Raw genomic sequence first — 24,008 nt, forward strand, 5'->3', positions numbered from 1 at the left:
TGAGAATGGTGCAACATCTCTGTTTAACCGGATTCGATGGAATTGGGAGTTTCAAGAATGCGAATCTTTCGGTAGACTCTCTATGCGAGTTAAAATTTTAAATCTAAAATCGCAGGAAGTTTGGGTGAAGGAAGTTATTAAAAATTTGTCAGAGTATTTAAGGCATCGCCCGTTAGCGAAGCCCGCCCCTACGGGGGCTACGCCAACGAAGAGGATCGCACCAAAGCTGCTGTCGCTGTTGTGGCTGTGCGCGATCGCCTCGGTGGCTTTTTTGTGGAATCTCGGCAACATCGGCTTAGTTGACGAAACCGAACCGCTGTTTGCCGAAGCCGCCCGTCAAATGACGCTGACAGGGGATTGGATCACTCCTTATTTCAACGGCGAAACCAGGTTTGACAAGCCGCCGTTGATTTACTGGCTGATGGCGGTGGCTTACCGCACTCTGGGCGTTAACGAATGGGCCGTGCGTCTTCCCTCGGCTTTGTGCGCGATCGGTCTGACTTGCCTCGGATTTTATACCCTATCGAAATCGAAGGAAGAAGGAAGTTCGGCAACGGATTCTGTAACGGATGTAACGGATGTCAGGAAGCAGGAAGAAGTCCGATGGAAGCCGGAAGAAGAAACAGAGAATAACAACTCAAAACTCAAAACTCGCCGTCTTCCGCTCTTTTTTTCTACTCCTTGGATTGGTGCGGCCCTAATAGCTTTAAATCCCCAAACTATTGCCTGGGGACGGACTGGCGTTTCAGATATGCTCTTAGTCGGCTGTATGTGTTCGGCACTGCTGGCATTTTTTCTCGGTTACACTCTAGAAGAACAGAGAGAACAAGCAGAATTTTCTACTGTTTCCGCTTCCCGATTTCCCAATAAGTGGTATCTGGCTTTTTACGTACTAATTGCCTTAGCAATTCTGGCTAAGGGGCCTGTGGGAATTGTCGTGCCAGCGCTGATTGTTGGCAGCTTCGGGCTTTATTTGGGAAATTTTCGGCAACTTTGGCGCGAAATGCGTCCGGTGTCGGGAATCTTAATTATTCTGGCGATCGCGTTGCCTTGGTACATTTTGGTTATTTTAGCCAACGGTCAAACTTATATTGACAGCTTTTTTGGCTATCACAATTTCCAGCGTTTTACTGGAGTAGTTAACAAGCACTCGGCGCCTTGGTATTTTTACTTTTTTGTAGTGCTAGTTGGTTTTGCACCTTGGTCGATTTATTTGCCGGTGGCGATCGCCCGCACCCGTTTTTGGCAGCGCAGTTACTGGCGCCGTCAACCGCGATCGGCTCAGTTGAGTTTATTTGCCCTATTTTGGTTCGGCTGCATATTTGGCTTTTTTACGATCGCCGTGACCAAATTGCCTAGTTATGTATTGCCTTTAATCCCCGCCGCTGCGATTTTGGTAACCCTGCTGTGGAGCGATATTATTGCAGGCAACGAACCAAAAAACAGGCGGGGAAATTTAGAAATAAAACCGAATTCTTTACCGCGAGGGCTGTTAGTTACATACATTTTTAATGTCATATTTTTATTAATTGTAGCCGGAGCAACTTTCTACAGCTACAACTGGCTGGGAGACGACCCGGCTATGCCGAATTTTCCCCAAGCAATTCAGCAGTCGGGATTGCTGATTGTCGGCGGTACGATTTGGATAACTACAGCGGTGGCGATCGCACTTTTACTCTGGAAGCGACAACAGCGCTGGATTTTGGTTGCTAACCTTATCGGCTTAGTAGCATTTATCATCTTTGGTCTTACTCCAGCCTACAAAGTGGTCGATATCAACCGCCAGTTACCTCTGAGACAGTTAGCACAGGTTGCAGTTCAACAAAAACTGCCAGGGGAAGAGTTTATTATGGTTGGTTTCTGGAAACCAAGTCTGGTTTTTTATACCCAAGGGCAGGTGACTTACTACCGAGCTGTCACAAAGGCGATCGACTACATTAAGGAATCTAAAAACCCAACTTCTCCCTCTATTTTGTTGTTGGGATATCCAGAGAAATTTGTCCAATTAGGATTGCAGCCAAATCAATATCAATTGTTGGACATTCGGGGCGCTTACCAACTCGCTAGGGTTCCGAGAACAGCATTTCGATAGTGTCTATAGTGTTATTTCATAATGGGTTAAACAAGGTAGAAAAATGATTAAAACTAACAATCTTCTACTACTTCCCGTCGAAAGGATTCACGTAGAAGCTTTATTGCGCAATAAAAGCGAGCTTGCAGCAATTTTAAATGTCGTAGTGCCTAATAGCTGGCCTCATTTCCCGGAAGCATTTTCCCTCCCTGCTGACGAATCTTGCGAATCCAATCCGCCTCCAACTGACTGGCGCAACTACTTCTTTATTCATCCAAAAAATGAATTGCTGGTCGGCAACGGAGGTTTCACAGGCTCACCTGATGAGTCGGGGACTATAGAGATAGGTTATGAAATTGCTTCCGAATATTGGAATCGCGGATTCGCAACTGAGGTGGCACAGGGAATGATCGATTATGCTTTCGCTCACGAGGAGGTTAAAGCAGTCATCGCTCACACTTTAGCTGAAAAAAATGCCTCGAATAGCGTCTTGCAAAAAGTGGGAATGAAGTTCATTGCAGAGGTGGACGATCCTGAAGAAGGCAAGATATGGCGATGGCAAATAAGCAGGGATGAATATCATCCGACTTGAACTGTAACGCCGTTTGGCTGTTTAAGTCACTGGTTTTGGCGGTAATTTGAAGGTTCTCGGTTGGAGCATTAAATCTGGCACATTGAATAAAAGCTATAATCTAGTCACTACCTAAAACCCGAAGCTGGGAGCCTACAATGGTTTCAATTCTCTACAAACCCTCCTCGTTAATCCATGAGATTTGCATTGAAAAAGTCGCTCGGTGGAAGTTGTTCAAATTTAGTGAATTGCTGCAACAGCGCATGGAAAAATTGTTAGAGAAGAAGAAGGCAGATCAACTAATGGCAGAAGAGGCAATAGTTAGCGCAGGTTGCGGTTCAACAAAAACTGCCAGGGGAAGAGTTGATGATGGTTGGTTTCTGGAAACCCAGTCTAGTTTTTTATACCGAAGGGCAGGTGACTTACTACCGAGCAGTCAGAAAGGCTATCGACTACATTAAGGAATCTAAAAACCCAACTTCTCCCTCTGTTTTGTTGCTGGGATATCCAGAGAAATTTGTGCAATTAGGATTGCAGCCAAATCAATATCAATTGTTGGACAGTCGGGGCGCTTACCAACTCGCCAGGGTTCCGAGAAATGCGTTTCGATAGTGCATTGTACTGCGGCTGTGGTGAGCCGACCTATTAGGAAGAATTCATGGAATTCACGGGAAAATTTGAAACTCACATTACCGTTTGCCTCAAGGACTTGGACAGAGTAGAGGCCCTTGAACAATGGGGCATTAATCATGGTCTAAAACTTCTCCATATAGTTCTAGACCGTGGGGTTACTGTATCTCAACTAATGTTGACGCGGCATGGGCGAGGTAGCCTGACAAACGAGTTAAAGACGGCATTTGATTCAAGCCAATCTCTAAATGCTGAAGGCTTCACGGTGACACGCATCAAAATTGAGGTGCCACAGTGGAACCACAGTGTTCCGCAGTCTAATGCCGAAGCACTAAACCATCCAGGCGATCGCTACTTTGAGCATCATATCAAACTGTTGCTTGAACCTTCTGCTGATATCCTGCCTCTGATTGACCTGGCCGAAAGACATTCTGCTCATCTCTCTCGTAATCTCTTCCAGACTCGGAGTGACCAATATCACGAGCGATTTGTCACTCAGCGTTGTATCTCTGTTGGTCGTGTTGAAGCTCAACAACAACTTCAAACTCTCTTAAAAGCGATCGCTACTTTGAAATATGTAGTGATCGATGTCGCAGCAGAATTTGTTGTCTATGATAGTAATCTTGACCTTGACGCAGGTTGGATTCAAGGGAAAGAATCACCAATTTGACAGGGATAATTATCAAGCATAATATAAAATCCGAGGATAGCACGAATAAGAGGGAAAAAATCACCAATTCCACATGGATAATTATCAACCAGAATATAAAATTCGAGGATAGGATGTATAATAGGGAAAAATTCACCAATTTCACATGAATAACTATCAACTATAATATAAAGGAGGATTAATGAAATACGATCCGAAGACATACATAATTGTTTCAGAACAAGGTCAGGAAATTGAACGCCCAACAGTTTTCGAGCCGGCACTAATTCCCCAGAAGCATCTTCGGGGAGCATTTCGTCTGGGAGATCCAATATTTGAAGCTCCAGAAATTAGAACTCAATGGCTGAATATTCGTCGGCAAGTGATGGATTATCTGCTGCAAATTATTAGTTGTTCAATCTGGAAAGATCACCTTGTCTTACGAGGTAGTTTATTACTGAAAGCATGGTTAGGAGATGTGGCGAGAGAACCCGGTGATATAGACTGGGTTTTTAGACCTCACGATATTAGCGTCAATTCCCCTTTATCTAGAGAATTGTTCAATGGATTAATTCAGATAGTTTCAGATCGTCCTCATGTAGGTAATGCGATTATTGACGTTGACAAAATCTCCATAACTGAGATTTGGACTTATGAACGTGCATCAGGTAGGCGCATTATTTTTCCTTGGAAAGCAGACGGTTTTCCTTCAGGAGATTTGCATATGGATGTGGTTTTTAATGAAGAACTATTGTGCGATCCAATTGAGGTCTATATCCCTTCGTCAATTGGTGAAAATAGGTTAGTGTGGGCAGCTTCTAAAGAACTGTCCTTGGCATGGAAATTGCTGTGGTTAGAAACCGATACTTATCCACAAGGCAAAGATTTGTATGATGCAACACTCTTAGCGGAGCAAACTTCATTGTCCTTTGAGATTTTTTATCAAGTTCTTCAGTCAAGTGAAGATTGGAAGAATCAGGCTACAAAACCAGGATTTTCCTGGAAAGCGGGATTTCCTTGGACAGAATCACCGGGTTCAGCATATCTAGATTGGGACAACTTCAAGCTAGAGTATCCTGGGGTTGAAGGGGAGGCAAAGGATTGGCAAGCTCGGCTTTCACTGGCCTTAGCACCGACATTTGCCAACCTTGATGATTGAACCTTCGTAGTTATTAATGATGATAATTAGCCTGCCATTTGTTCGACCTACCCTCAACTTGCCTGAAACAATGGATAATGGATAGGATGCCATTTTAATTGTAAAAGTGTGGTAGCCATGACAGAGTTACTCGAACGTGCGATCGCCAAGTTGAAAACATTGTCTGCCAGCGAGCAAGATGTCCTCGCTTCAATGATTCTGGAAGAACTTGAAGACGATAGGCGCTGGGATCGAGCATTCTCCCGTTCCCCAGATGCTCTTGCTAAACTCGCAGCGACCGCAATGGCTGAGTATCATGCAGGCAAAACCCAAGAACTCGATCCAGAAACATTGTGAATTCACGCACTACAACCGAGTTCCGTTTAATGAAGCTCAACATCAGTTGCAGCAGTCGATCGCTCCCATGAGTCAGCCACATGAACAGATCGCGATCACAGGACAGACTAGCAATACAGTATTATTATCTGAATCTGACTGGGCATCTGTGCAGGAGACACTGTATCTTCTATCAGTCCCAGGGATGCGGGAATCGATTCGGGAAGGAATGGCAAGGTCGATCGAGGATTGCGATCGCCATTTAGACTGGTAACTTGGCAGACCATACGTGCCATAATCAGCGATATTATCTGGTACGCGATCGCCTGGACATATGGATGCGCTAATCGGCAAAACTTTACAGGGTGGAAAGTACACCCTCGAACAAGAACTGGGACGCGGCGGCTTTGGGATTACTTTCAGGGCAAATCACCGCTATTTAGGACAGCCTGTAGTCATTAAAACTCTCAACGAATCTCTGCGCCAGCAACCCAATTTTGCTGAGTTCGATCGCAAGTTTCAAGACGAAGCTAGGCGGTTGGCTTCCTGCGTTCATCCGAATATTGTCCGCGTCAGCGATTTCTTTGTCGAAGACGGGCAGCCTTACATGGTGATGGACTACATAGCCGGTCAGAATTTGGGCGATGTCGTGTTCCCAAATCGGCCGCTGCCAGAAGAACTCGCTATTCTCTACATAACTCAAATTGGCGCTGCTTTAAAAGTTGTTCATCAAAAGGGTTTGCTGCACCGAGATGTCAAGCCGCAAAACATTCTGCTACGCCAAAATACCCAAGAAGTTGTCCTGATCGATTTTGGCATTGCCCGCGAGTTTACTGCCGGTGCAACCCAAAGTCACACTAATATGGTGTCCGACGGCTACGCACCCCCAGAACAGTATTTCGCCCAAGGAAAATATACGCCCGCAACAGATGTTTACGGTCTGGCGGCGACGCTTTACACTTTACTGACAGCACAGGTGCCAGTGGCTGCAATTTTGCGTACCAGCCAGCCGATGCCTTCACCCCGCGACTTGCAGCCTCAGCTAAGTCCGGCTGTCAGCCAAGCAGTGATGCGGGGGATGACGGTAGAAGCTCAAAATCGCCCTGCTACCGTGGATGAGTGGCTGTCGCTGCTGCACGGGCAGCCTCTTGGTGCAGCGTCGCCGAGCACCGGGCCGACGGTGGCGGTGATTCCGGGACACGGGCCTCAGTCGCCTGCGGCTTCGAGAACTGCGCCTGCTGTGGTGTCTTCTGGGGAAAGCAACCGCAAGGTTTGGTGGATTTTGGGGTTGGTGGCGATCGCACTTATTGTTGCAGGTTTTATCGGTTTTGCTAGGGTTTTCCTCAACCGGCCGTCTTCAGAACCCGCACCGGTGGCCCAGGACGATCGCACTTCGACCCCCGCAGATCCAGACGCGCGCTCAAACCCCACACCAATTCCCGCGCCGACACCAACGCCAGCCCCGACTCCCAGAGAAACTCCGCCGCCCGCGGCTGAAACTCCAGCGCCCGCTGCTGAAACTCCAGCGCCTGCTGCTGAAACTCCAGCGCCCGCTGCTGAAACTCCAGCGCCAACTCCAGCGCCCGCGCCAACTCCAGCGCCAACTCCCGAGGCTGCCGAACCCACACCAACGGAAAAACTTGTTGACAAAGAGTTGCCGCCAGATCGATCGCCCGCACCCAGCCCGGAACAACCGGGAACCAATTATCAGAAGACTCCCACAATCCCTGGATTTGCGGTTGGTACGCCGGAAAGTCAGATTTTATCCCAATTGGGAGAACCGACTGACTCTCAAGCCCGGGGTTATTGGCCGAATACTCGCACCGCACTTTACGAAGTGCTGCCGAACCGAATTACTCTCGGCTACATTTACGATCGCGATTCAGGCCAGCTTGTGCAAACAGAGGGTTCTTTTGCCCCGTCGGTGGACGATTTGGTAGTGCGAACCGCGTTAAACGGCATGGTGGGCGGCGCCAACCGGGAGATTTGGCAGGGCTTGCGCGACGTGCAGCAGCGCCGGAGTAATCGGTTTACGTTTAGGAAGGGTTCGCTCGAAGGGACGATCGAACGCAACAATCGCGATCGGATTTACATCGGCGTCTGGGACGACAATTTGCATTAATTAGGAATTACGCACGGGTGGTCAGAAACCGGGTTTTTGCTCCAAGACTTCGTTAAAGCAGACAAAAACCGCAAAAAACCCGGTTTCTTTAATCCCCAATCGAAAATCCAAAATCTAAAATCTAGTTGACGCAACACGAAATATTGTCTATGATTAAAGAACACACGAGGGGCTGTAATGGTTTCGACAGGGTGGCGAAAGCTGCTCCGTGATGCAGGTCGAGAGTGAGTCTCCTCTCGCAAATACCGGCTCAAACAAAAAAGTAAATGCGAACAACATCGTTCCTTTCGCTCGCAAAGCCGTCGCTGTAGCCTAAAAAACTTCTTGAGCACGGTTTAGAGTGTATGCCACCTAACTCCGTTAACGGTAGCATAACAACCCCCAACGGATGCCCTAGCTAAACGTTTCTAGTCGGCTAGCTAGGAAAGCAATCACTAGAAAATCCCCCCATTTGGGATAAAGATGGTTCCCGCCCTGAGGATTAGAAGGGATAAACCTGTGAACGATCGGAAGGTAAATACCCGCTTTGGACGGCAGTTCGATTCTGCCCAGTTCCATACAAGAAGTGACGTAAAATCAATGGTTTAAGCCATTTGAAAGTTACTTTAAAGCATTAAAAGGGCAGAGAGTTAACTCTCTGCCCTTTTGTTTGGCGTTCCATGTTCATTAAATCTAAAATCTAAAATCTAAAATCTAAAATCGACTGAGCTTGTTGCCAGACTGAACATACATAAATTGCAAACCCATTAGCTAACCTGGGCTCTGACATAAAAATAATTTCACCCTGCCTGTGCGTTCTTAGAGCCAGTCGGGCGATATACTATTAGGCGGTAAAGCATTAAAAATCTTTACAAAGACCCCGATTTCTAAGCCTACTCCTACGAAGGACGGGTGAAAAATTATATGCTGAGCGCTCAAAAGCTGGAAACATGAACCCAGGAATTGACTTACAAGGAAGTTTTGTAGATGCCCTGATCAATTTGGGCTTACCGGCGGACATCGCCCATCTGCTTTGGCTACCGCTGCCAATGGCGCTGATGATTGTCGGTGCTGTATTCGGGGTACTGACTAGCGTCTGGCTGGAACGGAAAATTTCTGCGGCGGCTCAACAGCGGATCGGCCCGGAATTTATCGGCCCTCTGGGAGTCCTAGCACCCGTTGCTGACGGGCTGAAGTTGGTGTTCAAAGAAGACATTGTACCGGCAAAAGCTGACGCGCTGCTGTTTACGCTAGGGCCGGTCATTGTGGTGATTCCAGTTTTTCTGTCTTACTTAATCGTGCCCTTCGGAGAGCATATGCTGATCGCCGATATGGGGACAGCAATATTTCTGTGGATTGCCCTGTCTAGCATTCAGCCGATCGGCTTGCTGATGTCCGGCTATGCTTCTAACAACAAATACGCCCTCCTCGGCGGACTCAGAGCAGCAGCTCAATCCCTCAGCTACGAAATTCCCCTAGCTTTGGCAGTATTGGCAGTTGTGATGATGTCCAACAGCCTCAGTACGATCGACATCGTACACCAGCAAGCCGGCTACGGCATTGTCGGCTGGAATATCTGGCGGCAACCCGCAGGTTTCCTGATTTTCTGGATAGCAGCACTAGCAGAATGCGAACGGTTGCCCTTTGACCTCCCGGAAGCAGAAGAAGAATTGGTAGCAGGATATCAGACTGAGTACACGGGCATGAAATTTGCTTTGTACTACATCGCTTCCTACGTTAACCTCGTCCTTTCTTGCCTGCTAGTAGCCGTTCTGTACCTCGGAGGCTGGGAGTGCCCGATTCCTGTCGGAGTCATCACTAATGCCTTGGGATTGAGCGAGACGACTCCTTGGTTGCAGGTAATTACCGGCACGCTGGGCATTACGATGACCATGCTCAAAGCCTACTTTTTCCTGTTTCTGGCAGTTCTGCTCCGCTGGACTCTACCGCGAGTTCGGATCGACCAATTGCTAGATTTGGGATGGAAGTTTTTGCTGCCGGTTGCTTTAGTTAATTTGCTATTGACCGCAGCTTTGAAGCTTGCCTTTCCCTTTGCTTTTGGCGGTTAATTCATAATAGGTAAATGGCAACAGGGAAAAAAATAGCTGTTAACCAATTACCTATTATAAATTAGCAATTACCAAAAGCTCAAGTACAGAGAGAGAACACCATGCTAAAATTCCTCAATCAAGTAGGCGAATACGCCAAAGAAACTTTTCAAGCTGCTAAGTATATCGGTCAAGGGCTATCTGTAACTTTTGACCACATGAGACGCCGACCGATTACGGTTCAGTATCCTTACGAAAAATTAATTCCTTCCGAACGTTTTCGGGGCAGAATTCACTTTGAATTTGACAAGTGCATCTCGTGCGAAGTCTGCGTTCGGGTGTGTCCGATCAATTTGCCTGTGGTGGATTGGGAATTTAACAAAGAAACTAAGAAGAAACAACTCAAGCACTACAGTATCGATTTCGGAGTGTGTATCTTCTGTGGCAACTGCGTAGAATATTGTCCGACTAATTGTTTGTCGATGACAGAAGAGTACGAGTTAGCCACTTACGAACGTCATGAATTGAATTTTGACAACGTGGCCCTCGGACGTTTGCCCTACAAGGTTACAGATGACCCGATGGTGACACCGCTGCGGGAATTCGCTTATTTGCCGAAAGGTGCGATCGACCCTCATGGAGTTTCCAGCAGCGATCGGCGCGCAGGTCTCCCTCCAGAGGAAATTAGCGAAAAATAGCTAATTAGTCGTTAGTCAGCAGTCATCATTCATCAGTGAAATAACGATTATGAATGACTGCTAACTAATCAGTAAAAACGAACAATAGAAAACTAATGATTGAGGATTAAAAATTGTGAATCTAGCCGAAGGGGTTCAAATTGTTTCGTTTGGCATACTGTCTGTAATGATGATTGCAGGAGCATTAGGAGTAGTGCTGTTCTCCAACATCGTTTACTCAGCTTTTTTGCTGTGCGGCGTATTTACCAGCATTGCGGGCTTGTACCTGTTGCTGAATGCCGACTTTGTAGCAGCGGCGCAGGTATTGATTTACGTGGGTGCTGTTAACGTCTTGATTTTGTTTGCGATTATGTTGGTGAACAAGCGCGAAGATTTCCGCACAATTCCCAACGCTTGGGTGCGTCAAGTAGCAACAGCAGTAGTTTGCGTAGGGTTGTTTGCGCTTTTGGGTACGATGGTGGTGTCTACTCCTTGGGCTATTGTCGCGACGACAGGAGCACCGGCCGAAAGTTCGGTCGTGACGATCGCCAAACATTTCTTCACCGACTTTTTGCTGCCTTTCGAGTTAGCATCAGTGTTTTTGTTAATGGCAATGGTAGGAGCAATTGTGCTAGCACGCCGCGATTTCTTGCCAGATGAATTGTCGTCGAACAAGCTATCTGAAACACCCGCTTTTAGTTTGCAAGAAAGACCTCGCGAATTAGTTTCTGCCGGAGATGTTTCTTCGCCCGAATCTAAGTAACATTAGGGTGCGCGCTGCGCACCTATCTGTCTGTTTGGTAGTAATGTTGATTGAGAGAAAATCGCAAAATTTATGCAACTGCAACTCCAGTATTTTCTGTTATTAGCCGCCGCACTTTTCTGCATTGGTGTTTATGGTTTGATTACGAGCCGAAATGCAGTACGTGTGTTGATGTCGATCGAGTTGATGCTGAATGCTGTCAATCTCAATTTGATGGGTTTCTCCAATTATCTTGACCCCGTACAAATTAAAGGTCAAGTATTTACGGTGTTTGTAGTTACCGTAGCCGCTGCTGAGGCTGCCGTAGGTTTGGCAATTGTTTTGACGATTTATCGCAACCGCAATACAGTAGACATGGAAGAATTTAATTTGCTGAAGTGGTAATTAGTCAATAGCGATCGGTCATCAGTCATCAGTTATTAGTGACAAACTAATGCAGATTAAAGACTGATGACTAAGGACTAATGACTAATGACTAAGGACTAATGACTTCTAGTAATTTCTAGAGTAATTCTGCCACCGAAATCAGGAATCGGGGCAGCAGGTTTCGAGAGTTGTAGTTTAACTTTCTCAACTAACGGTAGCTGTAAAAGCGCTTGGGCAATAGTATCTGCTAGGCGTTCGATTAATAAAAACTTCGAGTCTTTGACTAGCTTTTGAATCAGAGTAATTGCGCTGCGGTAATCAAGAGTATGTTGAATATCATCACTTTTTCCAGCTTGCGATAAATCCAGCCAGAGAGTAACATCCACTTCAAACCACTGCCCCAAAACTTGCTCTTCCGGCAGATAGCCCGTATATCCGTAGCAGCGAATTCCTGTAAGTTGAATAGAATCCATTTTGTAATAAACTAAAGTGCGTTGCCTCTACCAATTTGTATTAAACCAGATAAAGTTATCTTTCTCTTCCGTCTCTTTTTTTGCCCTCTTTTCCTCTTCCCTCTAGGCCAAGAGCTCCCTCTGCGTTTAAATCACTCTTATTCTATCTTAAATTTCACAACTGTCCTCCTTGCTCCAACTTGTCGAGTAAATCCTCAGCAACTTCATACCATTTCCGCCTAATTTCTGCATCTTCTGGCTTTTCTGTCAAGCTGCGCCCTTGTAATTCAGGATATTTATTGTAATATAATTCATCAACTTTTTGATAGAAAATATCTCGATCGATGTTGAGATTTTTGCGTCGCTTGCCAATTTCTTCTTGCCTAGCTATTTCTGCATTTAATGATGTATCGGGAAGCTGCGGCAGTTCGGGAAACTTCGGCAACTCAGGCAACTTTGGCAATGTAAAACCAGATTTGACTACACTAAAAGCTAACATTCCCGGCAACAAAACCACGCTTAAACTCGCGACTGCTTTCCAAGGAATTAATTTAAAAATGTGGTTATTTTTAACAACTTGAGGGTTTTGGTTAACAGGAGTATGATTGTTTGTAGCAGTTTGAGTGGTGTTTTTGAAAGGGCGACCGACAAAGTTCATTGTCGCTATTTGGGAAATTATACTGCTAATTTGAGATAGTTTTGGATCTTTGAGTGCTTCGCGGACTGCTTTTGCAGATTGGTAGCGATCGCCCGGTTGTTCTGCTAACATCTGATCCAATACCGTGGCTAAATTTGGGCTGACTGTGACGTGCGATCGCCAATCCCAAGTTTTATTATTGATATCGTACAATTTTTGAGGCTTTTTGCCAGTTAGCAAGACTAAAGCCGTGACGGCTAAAGCGTACAAATCGCTAGCAGCAGAAACTTTACCCAGCCGCATTTGTTCGGCTGGCGAATAACCCTGTTTGCCGATCGCCGTATCCGATTGTCCGTTCAACTGAAGTACGGCATTGGCTGCGATTTGCTTGACGGAACCGAAATCAATTAAAAATGGTAGTTGGTCAGCATCATGCTGAATAATATTATCCGGGGAAATATCGCGGTGAATTAAATTTTTTGAGTGGATGTATTCTAAAACTGGTAAAAGCTGAAATAGCAGTTGAGTAACTTCAGCTTCGGTAAAATTTTTACCTTGCTGCTGGCGCGATATCAATATTTCTTCGTAGTTTTGACCCTTGATATAATCTTGCACTAAAAATAAAGATGGATTTCCGCCCAAATCCGTTCGCAGCAGTTCTCGAAACCGGGGAATTTGCGGGTGTTGGAGGTTGTAAAGCATACTCGATTCGCGATCGAACAATTCGGCCGCTTTCGGGCTGTGAACCACCGGAGAAAACTCTTTGAGTACGCAATGTTCGTTGTAGCGGTTGATGTCTTCGGCGAGATAAGTACGCCCGAAGCCGCCCCGGCCTAATTCGCGGAGGATGCGGTAGCGTTTTTCGAGAGTGGAACCTGGGGCGAGGAGGGAGGAGTTAGACATAAACCGCGGCAAAGTGTTCGAGTTGGGGAGTCGCCGAGCACAGTATAGCTTATTGTAGCTAAGTTTGTTTGAATGCGAGGGAAGGAAGGGCGATCGCTTTTTTTTGGGAGGGATGAAGGAGAAGGGATACTTTGCTTAAAATTCAGTATCTACAGGCTATTGGGTGAGTTTTACCAGCCATCTATGTCGGAAACAAACAATAATATAACAGCGCACTCTTAAAATCATCCCAACTGCGATCGCCCTGATTCACCTGCTTTTTCTGCTAACTTATGCTCTTTGAAAGCTTCTAACAGCTTGCTCTTTTAAAATTTAGGTACAATTCGATTTCTATCGCCCTTTGGCCCTCAGGGAAAAGGCAAAAGTGCAGAGGGTAAAAGGGTAAAGAATAGTCTTCGCCGGGAAAACTAGGACTACGGAGAAACCGACGCTACCGCTACGCGAAAACCCCAGGGCCTCCAACTGTGATCCGCCGATAGCCACTCACGAACGGCACTGCGGCAACGGACTGCATAGATTTCCCAGGAACCCCCACGCAGCACCCGGCGATCCTCTCTGCCAGTTTCCCACGAACTTCCGTCAGTTGGTGCGCCGCTATAGTTTTCGTGCCACCTATCGCTGCACCATTCCCAAACATTGCCGTGCATATCGTACATCCCAAAGGCATTCGGGGGAAAACTCCCGACAGCAGTTGTTTTTCTGCAGTTAAGTCCTTGGGGGGCGTTTGCGTAGGGGGAGTATCCGCCATAGTTGACTAATTTCGGGGTAATGGTTTCCCCAAAATAAAATGGGGTTGTTGTACCCCCACGACAGGCGTATTCCCATTCTGCTTCACTCAGGAGGCGATATTTTTTCCCGGTTTGTTGCGAGAGTTGGCGACAGAATCCGACGGCCATATTCCACGATACACATTCAACAGGACGTTTTACACCTTTGAAAAAGGATCGGTTGCATCCCATCACTGCTTGCCACTGTGCTTGGGTGATGGGATATTTACCTGCAAAAAAAGCGGGTACAGTTACTTGATGCTGCGGACTTTCATTATCTCTTCTATCTTCCTCTGTGGCTGGGGTACCCATCATAAATGTGCCGCCGGGAATATAAACCATTTCCAGTACACTTCCATTCCCTAAATCTTCGGGGAACAAGTGAGCATAATCACGGCGGCGACTGTTTTCTTTTCCTTCAGCATCAACTGTGATGACATCAAAGTGAAAAGTAGGCAAATATTTTTGGAACTGCTGTTTTAGATTTGGTTCATCTCTATCCTTCAGCAGCGAATAGGCTGCAAATTTTACCGCGATTGATTCATCTTGCAGTGCCGCAATTATTAAATCTAAACCTGCGTCTCCATATCTGCTGAGTGCTTCAGACAGTGCAGCAACTTTCACCTCAACAATGGGAGAAGCTAACCGAATTTTAATACCGGGAATCCCCCCTAAGACAGCCGCACCTAATGGCACTTGAGATTCACCGCCAAGGACAGCATCGTATTCTCTGGGTTGATTTTGATTTTCTGTCATAATCGGGGCTTACGTAAGTGTCACACATCTATCCAGTTTAAGGGTGGGTCAAACTCAGTTCTAGGGTGATTATTCAGAGCCTCGAATTCTGACGCACCCTACTAATTATGCCAGTTGCGTAAATCTTGTATTACAAATCTCGATGTGTAAATTCCTTAGCATCTTTCCCTACATAACTCGCGGCAACATGACCATCTCCAACAACTCGATACTTATAGGTAATCAACCCCTCTAAACCAACAGGCCCGCGAGGCGGCATTTGCTGCGTGCTAATCCCCACTTCTGCACCGAAGCCGTAGCGGAAACCGTCGGCAAATCGAGTCGAACAATTGTGATAAACTCCGGCCGCATCGACTCCATTTAAAAATGTTTCGGCGGTTTCGCTATCTTCGGTAACAATCACATCTGTGTGTCTGGAACCGTATGTATTGATATGGTTAATTGCCTCTTCCACAGAATCTACTATTTTGATTGACAAAATCAAATCGCTGTATTCTGTAGACCAATCTGTTTCTGTCGCTTCGGCAATATTTTCGAGGATGGCGCGAGTTTTTTCGTCTCCCCGCAATTCGACTTTTTTCTGCTGCAAAGCTGCGGCGACAGCGGGCAAGAAAACGGGGGCGATCGCACGGTGAACTAACAAAGTTTCAATGGCATTGCAGGCGGCTGGATACTGGGTTTTTGCATCTACAGAAATCTTTACTGCTTTCTGAATATCCGCAGCTTTGTCTGCGTACAAATGACAAATTCCGTCGGCGTGTCCCAACACGGGAATTCGGGTATTTTCCTGCACGAACCGCACGAAGGAATTAGAACCTCTGGGAATAATCAAATCTACATATTCATCCATTTTCAGCAGTTCGATTGTTTCTTCCCGCGTGGTTAGCAACTGCACGACTTCGGGATTAACCGCTGTTTCTGCTAATGCTTGATGTATCACTTTTGTCAATATTTCGCAGGAACGGACTGCCTCTTTGCCGCCTTTGAGAATGACGCCGTTTCCCGATTTGATTGCCAAGGATACTATCTGAATTAAAGCTTCTGGGCGCGCTTCAAAAATAATGCCTAAAACGCCCAAAGGACAGGTGACGCGCTTCAGAATTAATCCTGCATCCAATTCGCGGTGAATTTGCACGGAACCTACGGGATCTGGGAGTTTCGCAACGTCGCGCACGCCCGCGATCGCACTTTTCAACTTGCTCTCATCCAACTTGAGGCGATCGTACAGCGGTTTGGCAATTCCATCCGCCTCAGCCGCCTTGCAGTCAGCAGCATTCGCCGCCACAATATCCGGCGCAGAAGCTTCTAAAGCTTTAGCTATAGCATCAATCGCTTGATTTTTGGCATCAGCGGACAAAACTGCCAATTTTCTAGCAGATACGCGCGTTTTTTGGGCAATTTCAATAATAGACATGGCAGTAAGTTTTAAATAATTTTGAGTTTTGGGCTTTGGGTTTTGACTTTTGAATTGAATCCCCAAAAAATAAATTTTGGGGCGGTTTTTAATTTTAACAATTCTCAAGGAAATTCTATATTTTTGTTGAGACCCCTTACAGCGATTTGTAATTACAGGTTAAAACAGTGAAGTATAGATAAAATCTCACGGTCATTTCAATTTGTCAATAACCTTAGGAGATTATTATGTCATCTCACGCCCCTTTACGCAAGGCAGGGCGAGCAGCCAAAGCCGGGGTTAAACTGATACAGAAAACTGGCGGAAATCTCGTTTTAGCTTCCGGCGTCACCATCGGCCTGCTGTTTGGTATGGTGTTAGCGCTATCTTTAGCCTCTGTTTTGATTCTCAACAGTCCCGATCCAGTCACCGGATTGGCGATCGCACTTCCGATTACCCTGATTTTTAACATCGCTGCTTTTTTCCTATCGCCTTACTTGATGGACTTAACCCAAAATTGGCTCTACAATACTCGCTGGGTTTCCCTAGCAGAAATTGAAAGCCTAAGTCCCGAAACAGCTAAAGTTATTCAGAAGGTTTGCAAGCAGAAAAAACTCCAGCAGCCGCGTTTAGGAATTATCGACGACCAAAACCCTACTGCTTTTACTTACGGTTCATTTCCAAACAGCGCTCGCTTAGTCGTCAGTCAAGGTCTTTTCACCTATTTAGACGACGATGAAATTGCCACTGTTTACGCCCACGAACTCGGTCACATCGTCCACTGGGACTTTGCAGTAATGACTTTAGCTTCAACTTTGGTGCAGATTACTTATTTAATTTACACTACAGCTCAAAGAATGGGTCGAAGTGGTGGCGACAAAGCTAAAGATGCGGCCGGTACGGTAGCTGCTGTTGCTTATTTGTTTTACATCGCCGGCACTTATTTATTGCTGTATTTGTCGCGGACGCGAGAATATTTTGCAGATTATTTTGCGGCCCAAACTACCGGCAACCCCAACGCTTTATCCCGCGCTTTGGTAAAAATTGCTTACGGTATTTTGGAAGAAGGACAAAGAGCAACTGAACCCAGCCGTTTGTTAGAAGGAACTCGCGCTTTAGGCATTTACGATGCCAAAGCTGCCACATCTACTGGTACCGCTTACCGGATTGCTTCGGAACCCGAAAAAATTGGGCGAGTGTTTTTGTGGGATATTTTTAATCCGTGGGGTTGGTGGATGGAGTTGAACTCTACTCACCCGCTGACTGGTAAACGAGTTCGCGCTTTGAGCACTTATGCCGAACAATTAGGCTTGGATATTGAGTTTGATATGGGCCGAATTGTCGGCGAAGGCAACGATTTGAGCAAGCGGAGATTGTACGGCAATTTTGTGTTCGATTTGCTGCTGTACAGTGCAGAAACTCTGGGCTTAGCGGTGGGTTTTGCGATCGGCATTTCGCTGTCGGCTGCAAATCCGATGATGATGGTTGCTTGTCCTTTAATCGCTTTGGGCGCGGGAATTTTGCTCAAAACTCTGGTGATGTTCCCGAATTACCAACAAGCAGAACACTTGGATGTTTTAACCTTAATGTCTGACCCTTATGCAAGTCCTTTGCGGGGTCAACCTGCGAAACTGCAAGGCGAATTAATTGGTCGCGGCGATGCGGGTTATACCTTCGGTTCAGATTTGAAATTGCAAGACAGAACGGGAATGATTTATCTGCGATATGCTTCTCGTTTTGGACCAATTGGTAATTTTCTGTTTGGGATGAAACGGGTTGAAAGTTTGATTGGTATGGATGTTAGGACTTTGGGCTGGTTCCGCCGGGGTGTTGCACCTTGGATGGATTTAATTCAGCTTGAAAGCGATAGCGGTACTGCGGTTAAGAGTTATCACCGCTTCTGGTCTGTTGTGATGGGTATGGGTGCGATCGTTCTTGGTATTGCGGCGCTATTTGTTTCATTTCCAGCTTAACACTTGACAGGTAAAACCTTTTACGTTAAATATAATTAAGCTCGAAAATTCGAGCTTCTTTTTTTGATTACATATTTTTGGTTACATACGGTACTATTGAATTTAATACCCCTGTAAATTATCTTGTTTTTATCAAAATAGTGAGTTGACAAACCGCTTTCGACGTGTTAGCGAAGGGGCGCAATAGCGCTCTTGTCGCACAGAAAGAAGGAAGGAAGAAGTAAAGAAGGAAATAGGTGATCTTATGGTGAGAAGGAAGTAATTCATTGATGATCCCATATGAAAATCAAAATTGCTACAATTAGTTTGTTGTTGATAGTATTAACTTTAGCAGTCAGCAACCCTAGCCAAAAAGTTAGGGGTAACTTAACAAAAATGATCGCCCAAACGGAAAACCCGGACAAAAAAAATACCATGCAAAGTATTCTCGATGACAGCGCAAAATTAGAAAAACTAGCTGGCGACTTCCAATTTATAGAAGGCCCGATTTGGCATCCAGACGGCTTTTTGCTGTTCAGCGATATTCCCGCCAATATTATCTATAAATTCGCATCAAATCAGCAAGTTGAGGTATTTCGCCGCCCTTCGGGAAAAGCCAATGGGAATACTTTAGACAAAGAAAACCGCTTACTTACTGCCGAACACGAAAATCGCCGCGTATCTCGCACAGAAAAGGACGGCAAAGTTATCACCTTGGCGGATAGATACGAGGGCAAGCGGCTAAACAGTCCGAACGATTTGGTTGTTAAATCCGACGGCAGCATTTATTTTACCGATCCGCGCTACGGTGTTAGTAAAGAGCAGGAAGAATTAGGTTTTTACGGTGTTTACAGGCTGGCATCAGACGGGAAATTAACTCTGCTGGTTAAGGATTTGGTGCTGCCCAATGGCATCGCCTTTTCGCCAGACGAGCAAAAACTTTATGTCAACAATTCGGAAGCTGGATACATTGCCGTTTTCGATGTCAAGCCGGACGGAACTGTTACCAACCAGCAGCTTTTTGCGGAGTTAAAAGATGCCAGTCAAGGCGGAGTTCCCGACGGTCTAAAAGTTGATTTAGAGGGGAATGTTTACAGCACCGGACCGGGGGGAGTGTGGATTTTATCGCCCGATGGCAGGGTTTTGGGGAAGATTTCTGTGCCTGAGACGGCGACTAATTTGGCTTGGGGAGAAAACGATCGCAAAACGCTTTACATTACGGCAAATACAAGTCTGTATCGGATTCGCCTTAAAATTGCGGGTGTGCGGCCTGGAAAATAATCTAAAATCGGGCGAAGTTGAAAGTAAAGTGGCCTTTGCAGGCGAATCTCATATAAAGTATTTGTTTGTAGTAGTTCTTAAGCGCTGCTGCGAACTTTTATTTAAGACATTTTTTGACCAATATTTTTTTGATGGTACCCGCCACGTGATTGATCCGTGGAATCAATCCAAAATCTCAAATCTAAAATCCTCAAGCCCCCGAATTGATCCGTGGGGTCAATCCAAAATCTCAAATCTCAAATCTCAAATCGAATGACTGCGATGTTCATAGCCCGCTTGCATAAATTTCTGACTGCGACTGTGGATGAAAAATCCCGATCGCACACAATATTTTGGTTGACTCTGAGCTTGACATTTGCCGCAGTTTATGCAATTTTAGGACTCAAGCAAGTCTTCAGTGCCGAGTATATGGTGCAAGACGATGCGAGGCAGCACGTTTTCTGGATGATGCGGTTTGTCGATCCTGAATTATTCCCCAACGATTTCATTGCTAATTACTTTCAATCAGTCGCTCCCGCAGGATACAGCACGCTCTACAAATTAGCCGCAACAGTTGGCATTCACCCGCTATTTTTTCACAAAATATTGCCGCTATTTCTCGGCTTAATCTCCAGTTATTACTGTTTTGGCCTGTGCCTAGAAATGCTGCCAGTGCCGATGACTGGATTTATGGCATCTTTGCTGCTAAATCAGCATATGTGGATGACAGACGATTTGGCTTCCACAACGCCAAGAGCTTTTATCTATCCGATATTCCTTGCTTTTTTATATTATTTGTCGCGCAGTTCGTTGCTGCCTTGTTTAGGGGCGATCGCGCTAATCGGACTATTCTATCCTCCTTACGCCTTGGTTGCTGCCGGAATTTTAGTTTTGCGCCTGCTAGCCTGGAAAAACGGCGGTTTGCGCTTGTCGGGCGATCGTACTAATTACCTATTTTGCACTACAGGTTTGGGAGTAATCTTTTTAGTAATGCTGCCCTATGCCTTAGATAACTCTGAATTTGGCCCAACTTATACCGCAGCAGAAGCGAAGCAAATGGGCGAATTTGCACCTGACGGCAGAAATGCTTTTTTTCGTCCAAATCCGGTAGATTATTGGCTGACAGGGCGGGGCAGCGGGATGTTTCCCAAGTCGCTGTTTACGCCTGTAACTCACTGTGTCGGGCTGTTATTTCCGCTGCTGCTGTTTTTGCGATCGGCTTTTCCCTTAGCAAATCAGATTCAAAGCAAAATCTGGCTTTTGCTTCAGCTATTTTTAGCATCCTCGGCGATGTTTTTTGCTGCTCACGCTACCATTTTTAAATTGTATCAACCAGGTCGCTATACTGCCTACAGCTTGCGATTTATTGTTGCGTTGATAAGTGCGATAGTCCTAACTTTAATTATCGATGGAGTCGGTTCTTGGGCATCAAAAACCGCAACAACCTTTCATTTAAAAAATTTAGTTGCACTAATTACGACAGCGACAATCGCTATCGCCGTTGTCCTTTATCCGTGCTTAGTCAAAAAATTCCCCACAGTCGGCTATGCCGAAGGTAAAATGCCGGGTTTGTACAAATTTTTTCAGCAACAGCCTAAAGATATATTGATTGCTTCCATCGCGGCAGAGACTGATACTTTGCCAACATTTAGTCAGCGTTCGGTTTGGGTGGCAAAGGAATATGCAGTGCCTTATCAGAAAGGCTACTACAGCAGATTTCGGCAGCGAGTTAGCGATTTAATTCGCGCTCAATACACGCCCGATCGAGCTGTATTGCAAAATTTTATCAATCAATATGGAGTTGATTTTTGGATGCTCGATCGAAATGCGTTGACTCTTCAGTATGTAGAGGAGTACGGCTGGATAGATGATTTTGATGCGACACCGCAGGCGATGCTTTCTCTCAAACAAGGGAAAATTCCCGCCTTAGCTTCAGCAATGACAAGTTGTGCTGTTTTTCAGAATGAAATTCTAGTGGTTTTGGATGCGTCTTGTATTGTGAAATTGACCGGGAATTAAGGCGAAGCAGATCCAAAGCATCTGCGTTCCCAGGAAGAATCCGGAAAGTAGAAAGAACTGTTCGGATTCCTCAGCTATATTTGCTGCGGGGAGATTGTGTAGGAGCGATCGCACAATGCGTTATAATCCCGATATGAGATAATGGTGCGAGTCAATGACACAAGTTCTCGATCGCGAAATTCTCGATGGGCGAGTGGTTCTCAATGGCACTTGGGAGCAATTCAAGTTAATCCAGAAGGTTTCGGAAGATTCCCCTGGCATAAAGTTGTCCTTTTTTGCAGGTGCGATCGAGATTCTGATGCCGGGATTCCAACACGAAAATTTTTCTGAAATCATTGGTTACTTAGTGACCACTTTTCTGCTGCAACAAGGTATTAAGTTTTACCCTTCTGGTTCAATGACGCAGGAGAAGACGGGAGAAGCTTCTACTCAAGCAGACAAATCGTTTTGTTTGGGAGAACCTAAGTTGATTCCCGATTTGTCGATCGAGGTGGTTTATACTAGCGGTGGACTGAGCAAGTTGCCAAAATATCGAGCTTTGGGCGTGCCTGAAATCTGGTTTTGGGAAGATGGCACGCTGCGGCTGTATCATCTCCGGGAAGATGGCTACGAGCAAGTAATTCAGAGTAAACTGTCAGGATTGGAAACGCTGGATATCGATTTGCTAAGACGCTGCATTTTAATGGGTGAAACTGATTTGGCTGAAGCGGTTAAGGTTTTTGGGCAGGGAATCTCGATCGATCGTACATGACAGCAAGACGTTCGCTTTGCCTAATTGGCGATCGAAATTTTAGTGGTTTTGGCAACATCGGGAAAAAATATAATCCCCAGATCCCGGACTTTTTAAATAAGTCTGGTTCTGCTGTTGCTGGGAACTAGAAATACAGTCTTTTGTAGGGGCAATCCCCATGCGGTTGCCGATCCTGATGGGTAATGTTGCGGATATCGTGCAATTAAATAATCTCCGCAATCAAAGGTGAATATATATCCAAGGTCAAGTTCGCAGACAATGAAAATTGCACAAAAGCTCGATCGCAAATTATCTCTTGGGCAAAAACATGACAACACTTTACGTCAACCCAGCAACAGGCAGCGATGCCGCAGCAGGCAGCCAATCGGCTCCATTCAAAACTATAGCCCGCGCGATCGCCCGCGCTGCATCGGGAACTACGATTCAGTTATCACCGGCAACTTACAGCGCAGCTAGCGGCGAAAAATTCCCCTTGGAAATTCCCTCAGGAGTAAAAGTTATTGGCAATGAAACTAACAAAGGTAGAGGCACTCTAATTCAAGGCAGTGGCAAATTTGTAAGTCCCACCGCTGCGGGCCAAAATATCACAATACTGCTAGCAACTAATTCGGAATTGCGCGGAGTAACTGTCACTAATCTTGATAGTCGCGGCACGGGAGTCTGGATTGAGTCAACTTCTCCGACTGTGGCTAACTGCACTTTCACTCAATGCAAGCGCGAAGGAGTTTTTGCCACGGGAACCGCTAATCCTGCGATTCTCGAAAACATATTTGTAGAAAACTCAGCGGCTGGCGTAATTACGGCGGGAATTGCTAAGGGAGTAATACGGCGCAATATTTTTCAAAAGACGGGTATCGGCATTTCTCTGGAAGCTCAGTCGGCTCCTTTGATTGCTGACAACCAAATTTTGGAAAATCGCTCCGGTATAGTTGTAGCGGGGGAATCTCAGCCGATTTTACGCAAGAATCGCATCGAAAAAAATACCGAAGACGGTTTGACTGCGGTGGGGAAGTCGCGGCCAGATATTGGTACGGCTCAAGATTTGGGGGGCAATATTTTTCAGAATAACGGTGAATTAGACTTGCAAAACGCGACTGGGGTTAAGATTTCTGCGGTGGGAAATCAGCTCAATTCTTCGCGGGTGAAAGGTTTATTGGATTTAGGCAATGTGACGCCAACTGCGACTCCAGGCGGGCTAAAGTTTAGTGACATCAGCACGCATTGGGCTAAGGATTTTATCGATCGCTTGGCAAAGATGAATATTGTTAGCGGGTTTCCCAACGGCACTTTTCAACCTTACGAGATTGTAACTAGAGCTCAGTATGCGGCTGTGTTGGCGAAGGCGTTTGAATTGGTGCCGCGCCGTGAGGCGACGGTTTTTAAGGATGTGGCGGCGGATTTTTGGGCGCAGGGAGCGATCGCCCAAGCTAATCGAGCTGGCTTTTTGGTGGGATATCCAGACAGCACGTTTCGCCCGGAGCAGAATTTGACTAGAATTCAGGCGATCGTATCTTTGGTAAACGGCTTGCAGTTTGCCGGCGGCAACCCTAATTCTTTGAGCGTTTATGTCGATCGAGCTCTGATTCCCAGTTTTGCCACCGACGAGATAGCAACCGCCACAGAGCGCAAAATCGTGGTCAACTATCCCGCGCGCGAAAAGCTTTCCCCCGCCCACGACATCACCCGCGGCGAGATATCCGCCCTCATCTACCAAACTCTGGTAGCCACAAACCGAGCCGAGCCAATTAACTCTCCCTACATCGTCTAA

21 protein-coding genes and 1 other RNA gene are annotated in these 24,008 nt (G+C 46.0%); 18 read left to right on the plus strand and 4 right to left on the minus strand.

What is annotated here, in order from left to right; translation table 11 throughout:
* The first annotated feature begins 82 nt into the window (after window positions 1–82).
* From QUA54_RS20490 to nuoK, 13 genes are all read left to right on the plus strand, one after another.
* Complete coding sequence (locus QUA54_RS20490) at window positions 83–2,092, plus strand: glycosyltransferase family 39 protein (RefSeq protein WP_333416069.1); 2,010 nt, start codon at window positions 83–85, stop codon at window positions 2,090–2,092.
* 43 nt (window positions 2,093–2,135) lie between these two features.
* Window positions 2,136–2,663 carry a GNAT family N-acetyltransferase gene (locus QUA54_RS20495; protein ID WP_333416070.1) on the plus strand — a complete coding sequence of 176 codons (528 nt, stop codon included), beginning with the start codon at window positions 2,136–2,138 and terminating at the stop codon, window positions 2,661–2,663.
* Between the two features lie 345 nt (window positions 2,664–3,008).
* On the plus strand, window positions 3,009–3,254 hold the full coding sequence (locus QUA54_RS20500) for a hypothetical protein (RefSeq protein ID WP_333416071.1): 246 nt from the start codon (window positions 3,009–3,011) through the stop codon (window positions 3,252–3,254).
* A gap of 46 nt (window positions 3,255–3,300) precedes the next feature.
* Complete coding sequence (locus tag QUA54_RS20505) at window positions 3,301–3,942, plus strand: hypothetical protein (RefSeq protein ID WP_333416072.1); 642 nt, start codon at window positions 3,301–3,303, stop codon at window positions 3,940–3,942.
* 181 nt (window positions 3,943–4,123) lie between these two features.
* Complete coding sequence (locus QUA54_RS20510; protein ID WP_333416073.1) at window positions 4,124–5,080, plus strand: nucleotidyl transferase AbiEii/AbiGii toxin family protein; 957 nt, start codon at window positions 4,124–4,126, stop codon at window positions 5,078–5,080.
* 117 nt (window positions 5,081–5,197) lie between these two features.
* Complete coding sequence (locus QUA54_RS20515) at window positions 5,198–5,416, plus strand: hypothetical protein (protein ID WP_333416074.1); 219 nt, start codon at window positions 5,198–5,200, stop codon at window positions 5,414–5,416.
* Window positions 5,376–5,669: a type II toxin-antitoxin system Phd/YefM family antitoxin gene (locus QUA54_RS20520; protein ID WP_333416075.1), complete on the plus strand. Its 294-nt coding sequence runs from the start codon at window positions 5,376–5,378 to the stop codon at window positions 5,667–5,669. Before QUA54_RS20515 ends, QUA54_RS20520 begins: the two co-directional genes overlap by 41 nt.
* A gap of 60 nt (window positions 5,670–5,729) precedes the next feature.
* Window positions 5,730–7,517 carry a serine/threonine-protein kinase gene (locus QUA54_RS20525; RefSeq protein WP_333416076.1) on the plus strand — a complete coding sequence of 596 codons (1,788 nt, stop codon included), beginning with the start codon at window positions 5,730–5,732 and terminating at the stop codon, window positions 7,515–7,517.
* Between the two features lie 168 nt (window positions 7,518–7,685).
* Window positions 7,686–8,077, plus strand: a transfer-messenger RNA (tmRNA) gene (gene ssrA, locus QUA54_RS20530).
* 369 nt (window positions 8,078–8,446) lie between these two features.
* Window positions 8,447–9,565, plus strand: a complete 1,119-nt coding sequence (gene nuoH / locus QUA54_RS20535) for an NADH-quinone oxidoreductase subunit NuoH (RefSeq protein WP_333416077.1) — start codon at window positions 8,447–8,449, stop codon at window positions 9,563–9,565.
* 101 nt (window positions 9,566–9,666) lie between these two features.
* Window positions 9,667–10,242 (plus strand): NAD(P)H-quinone oxidoreductase subunit I, encoded by a 576-nt coding sequence (gene ndhI / locus QUA54_RS20540; protein WP_333192843.1) that lies wholly within the window; start codon window positions 9,667–9,669, stop codon window positions 10,240–10,242.
* 115 nt (window positions 10,243–10,357) lie between these two features.
* Window positions 10,358–10,984 (plus strand): NADH-quinone oxidoreductase subunit J, encoded by a 627-nt coding sequence (locus QUA54_RS20545; RefSeq protein WP_172190259.1) that lies wholly within the window; start codon window positions 10,358–10,360, stop codon window positions 10,982–10,984.
* Between the two features lie 78 nt (window positions 10,985–11,062).
* Entirely contained in the window at window positions 11,063–11,368 is a 306-nt protein-coding gene (gene nuoK, locus QUA54_RS20550) for an NADH-quinone oxidoreductase subunit NuoK (RefSeq protein ID WP_216670614.1), read from the plus strand.
* Window positions 11,369–11,466: 98 nt separating this feature from the next.
* Here nuoK and folB read toward each other — a convergent pair whose 3' ends face one another.
* The 4 genes from folB to QUA54_RS20570 all read right to left on the minus strand — a co-directional run bounded on the left by folB (window position 11,467) and on the right by QUA54_RS20570 (window position 16,279).
* Window positions 11,467–11,823 carry a dihydroneopterin aldolase gene (gene folB, locus QUA54_RS20555; RefSeq protein ID WP_172190257.1) on the minus strand — a complete coding sequence of 119 codons (357 nt, stop codon included), beginning with the start codon at window positions 11,821–11,823 and terminating at the stop codon, window positions 11,467–11,469.
* Between the two features lie 154 nt (window positions 11,824–11,977).
* The gene (locus tag QUA54_RS20560) at window positions 11,978–13,342 is read right to left on the minus strand and encodes a serine/threonine-protein kinase (protein WP_333416078.1); all 1,365 of its coding nucleotides are present in this window, start codon (window positions 13,340–13,342) and stop codon (window positions 11,978–11,980) included.
* Between the two features lie 413 nt (window positions 13,343–13,755).
* Entirely contained in the window at window positions 13,756–14,865 is a 1,110-nt protein-coding gene (locus tag QUA54_RS20565; RefSeq protein ID WP_333416079.1) for a formylglycine-generating enzyme family protein, read from the minus strand.
* A gap of 130 nt (window positions 14,866–14,995) precedes the next feature.
* Entirely contained in the window at window positions 14,996–16,279 is a 1,284-nt protein-coding gene (locus QUA54_RS20570) for a glutamate-5-semialdehyde dehydrogenase (protein WP_333416080.1), read from the minus strand.
* 227 nt (window positions 16,280–16,506) lie between these two features.
* On the opposite strand from QUA54_RS20570, the gene QUA54_RS20575 reads away from it, so the two are divergent.
* From QUA54_RS20575 to QUA54_RS20595, 5 genes are all read left to right on the plus strand, one after another.
* A complete protein-coding gene (locus tag QUA54_RS20575; RefSeq protein WP_333416081.1) occupies window positions 16,507–18,231 on the plus strand; it encodes a zinc metalloprotease HtpX in 1,725 nt (574 codons plus the stop codon).
* 279 nt (window positions 18,232–18,510) lie between these two features.
* Entirely contained in the window at window positions 18,511–19,491 is a 981-nt protein-coding gene (locus QUA54_RS20580) for an SMP-30/gluconolactonase/LRE family protein (protein WP_333416082.1), read from the plus strand.
* Window positions 19,492–19,743: 252 nt separating this feature from the next.
* Window positions 19,744–21,489, plus strand: coding sequence for a hypothetical protein (locus tag QUA54_RS20585; RefSeq protein ID WP_333416083.1), 1,746 nt, complete (start codon window positions 19,744–19,746; stop codon window positions 21,487–21,489).
* Between the two features lie 154 nt (window positions 21,490–21,643).
* The gene (locus tag QUA54_RS20590) at window positions 21,644–22,240 is read left to right on the plus strand and encodes a Uma2 family endonuclease (RefSeq protein ID WP_333416084.1); all 597 of its coding nucleotides are present in this window, start codon (window positions 21,644–21,646) and stop codon (window positions 22,238–22,240) included.
* Between the two features lie 307 nt (window positions 22,241–22,547).
* The gene (locus tag QUA54_RS20595) at window positions 22,548–24,008 is read left to right on the plus strand and encodes a DUF1565 domain-containing protein (protein ID WP_333416085.1); all 1,461 of its coding nucleotides are present in this window, start codon (window positions 22,548–22,550) and stop codon (window positions 24,006–24,008) included.

Origin of the sequence: Microcoleus sp. MOSTC5, assembly GCF_036701825.1 — a bacterium.
GTDB classification, from domain to species: domain Bacteria; phylum Cyanobacteriota; class Cyanobacteriia; order Cyanobacteriales; family Microcoleaceae; genus Microcoleus; species Microcoleus asticus.

Coding starts and splice junctions, on each gene's coding strand:
- QUA54_RS20490 (WP_333416069.1), top strand. CDS start 83: ATGCGAGTTAAAATTTTAAATCTAAAATCGCAGGAAGTTTGGGTGAAG.
- QUA54_RS20495 (WP_333416070.1), top strand. CDS start 2,136: ATGATTAAAACTAACAATCTTCTACTACTTCCCGTCGAAAGGATTCAC.
- QUA54_RS20500 (WP_333416071.1), top strand. CDS start 3,009: ATGATGGTTGGTTTCTGGAAACCCAGTCTAGTTTTTTATACCGAAGGG.
- QUA54_RS20505 (WP_333416072.1), top strand. CDS start 3,301: ATGGAATTCACGGGAAAATTTGAAACTCACATTACCGTTTGCCTCAAG.
- QUA54_RS20510 (WP_333416073.1), top strand. CDS start 4,124: ATGAAATACGATCCGAAGACATACATAATTGTTTCAGAACAAGGTCAG.
- QUA54_RS20515 (WP_333416074.1), top strand. CDS start 5,198: ATGACAGAGTTACTCGAACGTGCGATCGCCAAGTTGAAAACATTGTCT.
- QUA54_RS20520 (WP_333416075.1), top strand. CDS start 5,376: ATGCAGGCAAAACCCAAGAACTCGATCCAGAAACATTGTGAATTCACG.
- QUA54_RS20525 (WP_333416076.1), top strand. CDS start 5,730: ATGGATGCGCTAATCGGCAAAACTTTACAGGGTGGAAAGTACACCCTC.
- nuoH (WP_333416077.1), top strand. CDS start 8,447: ATGAACCCAGGAATTGACTTACAAGGAAGTTTTGTAGATGCCCTGATC.
- ndhI (WP_333192843.1), top strand. CDS start 9,667: ATGCTAAAATTCCTCAATCAAGTAGGCGAATACGCCAAAGAAACTTTT.
- folB (WP_172190257.1), bottom strand. CDS start 11,823: ATGGATTCTATTCAACTTACAGGAATTCGCTGCTACGGATATACGGGC.
- QUA54_RS20560 (WP_333416078.1), bottom strand. CDS start 13,342: ATGTCTAACTCCTCCCTCCTCGCCCCAGGTTCCACTCTCGAAAAACGC.
- QUA54_RS20565 (WP_333416079.1), bottom strand. CDS start 14,865: ATGACAGAAAATCAAAATCAACCCAGAGAATACGATGCTGTCCTTGGC.
- QUA54_RS20570 (WP_333416080.1), bottom strand. CDS start 16,279: ATGTCTATTATTGAAATTGCCCAAAAAACGCGCGTATCTGCTAGAAAA.
- QUA54_RS20575 (WP_333416081.1), top strand. CDS start 16,507: ATGTCATCTCACGCCCCTTTACGCAAGGCAGGGCGAGCAGCCAAAGCC.
- QUA54_RS20580 (WP_333416082.1), top strand. CDS start 18,511: ATGAAAATCAAAATTGCTACAATTAGTTTGTTGTTGATAGTATTAACT.
- QUA54_RS20585 (WP_333416083.1), top strand. CDS start 19,744: ATGACTGCGATGTTCATAGCCCGCTTGCATAAATTTCTGACTGCGACT.
- QUA54_RS20590 (WP_333416084.1), top strand. CDS start 21,644: ATGACACAAGTTCTCGATCGCGAAATTCTCGATGGGCGAGTGGTTCTC.
- QUA54_RS20595 (WP_333416085.1), top strand. CDS start 22,548: ATGACAACACTTTACGTCAACCCAGCAACAGGCAGCGATGCCGCAGCA.